The organism is Sulfurimonas sp., assembly GCF_016744025.1.
Lineage (GTDB): Bacteria > Campylobacterota > Campylobacteria > Campylobacterales > Sulfurimonadaceae > Sulfurimonas.
Window position 1 is genome coordinate 1 of the sequence record NZ_JADGFC010000178.1, and the last position, 3,904, is coordinate 3,904.

General features: G+C 32.9%; 3 protein-coding genes. All 3 read right to left on the reverse strand.

The genetic code is table 11. The features are described 5' to 3' along the window. Positions 1-73: 73 nt before the first annotated feature. Entirely contained in the window at positions 74-658 is a 585-nt protein-coding gene (locus tag QZZ48_RS14610) for a hypothetical protein (RefSeq protein ID WP_294966993.1), read from the reverse strand. Beyond that, entirely contained in the window at positions 648-839 is a 192-nt protein-coding gene (locus QZZ48_RS14615; protein WP_294966994.1) for a hypothetical protein, read from the reverse strand. The genes QZZ48_RS14610 and QZZ48_RS14615 overlap by 11 nt, the downstream gene beginning before the upstream one ends. 294 nt (positions 840-1,133) lie before the next feature. Beyond that, positions 1,134-3,904 (reverse strand): phage/plasmid primase, P4 family (locus QZZ48_RS14620; protein ID WP_294966995.1); only part of this gene is annotated, 2,771 nt, incomplete at its 5' end.

Genomic DNA, 3,904 nt, shown 5'->3' on the forward strand with positions numbered 1-3,904 from the left:
TAAATTTTCTACTATGACGTAGAACATAATAGTTACTAGAACTACACCAAGAGCTTGTACTTTTTCTATGACTTCACTCATCTTCTTCTCCATCTATTGTGATTTCTATGATTTCATCTTCATCTTCAACTTTTAGAGTAGTACCAAAAAGTCTTTGGAGCACTTCTTCCGAACTAATTGCTTCTGGCGGTTGATTTGAGAGACGATCTAGCATTTTGTCAGCTCTTCCACCAGCAAGTGCAAAAACTTTTAAAGCGTTATCGATATCGTCTTGTCTGAGTCCTTGTTTGTTTTCTATTTTTTCATTTATTTTTTGCATTACGTGTTCAAGTACCTGATATGAGCTTGACATAAGTATTTCATTTCTTTTTATATCTACTGTTGTTTTATGAACGACTTCACTTAAAGCTGAAGCACGTACTGTCTCTTTGATTTTTTCATCATCAATAAAAGCTAAAGCTATATTTTGTTGAAGTTGTTCTTTCCAATTAAACTTTAGTTTCCATCTTCCAATACTTGAAGCAGAGGTTTCAATGCCATCGGCTTCTAAAAGTTCTGATAATTTTTTTTCACTTATGGGAGTGAAGTCGTTTTCTAGTGTTGCTGAATTTAAAAATAATTCACGTGCTCTTTGTTGAGCTGTAGTTTCAGCGTTCATTATCTAGTATTCTCCCTGCTTCACTCATGGCATTATCAAAATTACCACTTACATATATATATCTTGGTTGAGCATTTCTATACTCTATAATCAAACGACATGCATATGGTTCATTTTTTCTTTTGGCTTTTACATATCTCATTTTGAGTGCTTCTATGGATATACATTTTATTTTATGCATCTGTCTTCTCTGTCATCCATTTGTCAGGGCACTTTTGGGAGTAAAAAGACAAAGAATCTCTTAGTACTACGAGCTTTAAATGCTTTTGTCTTTTTGTCAGGGTAAAAAAGAGTATATAGAGTTGAAAAAAAGTTAAGTAGTAGAGTAAAAATGATTTAAAATATAATAGGGAATTGTAGTCTGACACATAGACAAAACACTGCATAGCTCGTAAGCGTGGGCATAATTCTGTCTTTTGGGTGCTAAAAGTGGTCTGACATTTGGCTGACATTGTAGACAAATTAAATAAATTTATCATTTTTCACCCAAATCAAACAGTGGAGTTTTAGTTTGGGTGCAAAAATTTGCACTTGAGACTTTTATGGTACTGTTTTCTACCTTAAAGCTATCGAGTTCGTCACTTAACAAAGCAACGCCATAAGCAAAAGTAACTCTGTCACTAAGTCCTTCATAATTTGTGCCAGTCTTCATTCTAATTTGACCTTTGTCTAACTCTACATGAGGTGCTTCATCTTTAAATTTGCCCCAAAAAGCAGATGAGCCAAAAGAGCGATAACCTTTTGAATCTGCCCAAGCTTGATAGTGAGCGTAAAGGTATTTTTTTGGAACCATACAAGTTGGGATATCTCTAGTGTTATCTCTTATATATGCTCTTAGTGGGTTTACTTCATCTTTATACTCTTCTAAAGAGGCTTTCATCTTGTTTGATTTAGTAAACTTTCCATTGCCTATGAGCCTTTTTAAACCCTCTATTGCTAAGTTGAAAATACCATTCATCTCATCTGCAAATCTATCTGAGAGATCACGAATTTTTTCATCATCTAATATTTCTCCATCAAAAGTTATTAGTATCATACGTCTAAAAAAGGCATCATCAACACCTTGTTTAACTTTGTTGTTTCCACTGAAAGCTAACTTTGGCTTTTCTTTTGGCATTAACTGATATGGTTCTTGATTTTTAGGATCTATTTGAATAGAGTCTTTTGGAGATACTAAGGCTTTTAGCGTTGATATTTGTCCGTCGTTCATACCTTTTGCATCTATTTCAGAGCCTATGTTTATGATTTTGTTTGTTAGTGCGTGGAGTTTATGACCTTCCATTTGTTGGAGTTGAAGAGAAGATGTATTTTCTTCACCAAAGAAACTTCTGATTACATCTAAAATAACTGATTTTCCATTGGCACCACTTTTACCATATAAAAACAAAAATGCTTCAAAAGCATGAGAAGGTAAAAAGCAGTAGCCTATAAATTCCATTAAACATTTTCTATCATCTTCATCTGCTAATACCCGTTTTAAAAACTTTGACCACTTTGGAGCAGTTGCATTTTTGGAGTAGTTAAACTTTAGTATATTAGTTGCTGCATCTTTTGGGCTGTGACCTTCTTTAAAGGTCATCTTTCCACGTGGTGAAATAAAAACAGTACCATTTGCAAAGTTCAAAACACGTCTTTCTTGATAAAGTTTGATTTCATCTAGGTGCAAAGATCGTGAGAGTACATTTTCTAAAATTAAATCAGCATTTTGTCTAGTTTGTTTTTTGTAATCTATTTTTGCAGCAAACATCCACTTAGAATGAATCCATTTTGCCATAGAATTATTGTCAACTTGCATATAGTGAGTCCCACTCCAAATATACAAGTTACCCTTATGCTCTGCAAAACTAAAACCACTTTTCCGAGCAAGCTGCATGAGAGCTGCTACCATATCTACAATATGAACTTGTCTATAATTGGATAAAAGAGTTTTTTTAATAGTAAGTACTTGTTCTACTAAGTCTGCTATTTCATCTGCTTCTCTCTCTCTTTTGTCCGCTCCTGTTAAAACTGCACACATAATCTCTTTAAATTTTTTAAAGTCATTTGTATTTTTTACAGATTTTAGTTTATCCATAGCCCAATCGGTATCGGCATTGTCTAATTCACCTTTTGCACCAACTACGTAGAGGTATCTTTCTTCGTTATCAGTTTTTAAAAACTCTCTTTTTATATCTCTAAAATCTTTTATAACACTTATGGTTTTATAAGCTGATAGGTCTTTACCGACAACATCACTTATATCATCTATGAGTTCATTTGTAAGTTTGAAACTAGAATATGCTATAAGATGAAAAACATCATCTACTTTTCCTATTTTTAATCTATTGTCAGCTAAAAAGTCTGATATGTCATATTTATTTGCAAAAGTTACATTAATGCAAAAGAATGGAACAATAAATATGTTTTCAACTAAACTTTCAAGTTCTCTATATCTTTTGATAGCATTTTCGTACCCTGCAGCATCGTTATCAAACCATATATATACAGTTTTATTTTTCAATACTTTTGCATATGAGAGCCAAGAGTTTGTGACTCCTCCCAGGGTAAGAACATTTACACCATAACTTAAAAGATTTAGTGCATCTTTTTCACCCTCACACAATATGACTCTATTATCTTCGTGTTCTCTAAAATATTCAATCGGAAAGAGTGACCCATTTAGTCTTGGAGCACCTAGCCACTTTCCTGGCATTCGTTCGTTTGTTAAAACTTTTAATTTTTTATCAAATATAAACTTTTGTTTGTGTTTGATATTAAAAACTTTTTCACCATCTCTTATGAGTATGGCTATGCTCTCTTGTTCTAAGTCATAACCTAAATAAGTGTGTGCATAGTCTTCAAAAATCGCACTTCTGTTTGGAAAGTTTGACTCAATATCTTCTTTACATCTGTCATAAAGTGTTATGTAATTTTCTGCTAATTTTGGAGCAAGTTCATTTACTTTACCCTGTATAAAGTCTGTTATTCTTTTTTCTTTGGCTTGTTGTTTTTCTCTAGCTATTTTGTTTTGATCAAAGAGTTTTTTGTTTCTCTCTTCGATGTCTTTTTTCTCTTCATCACTTTGTTCTATTTGCTCATCTATAAAAGCAATACCTAAATCTCTTAATACTTTTTTAGCAGCATGTAAGGGTGAGAGGTTTTCTTTTAGTTCTACAAACTTTGTGATATCGCCACCAACATTACAAGCAAAGCAATGCCAAAAAGGGTTTTTATCTCCATCTTTAACACCTAAAGATGGAGAGTCAT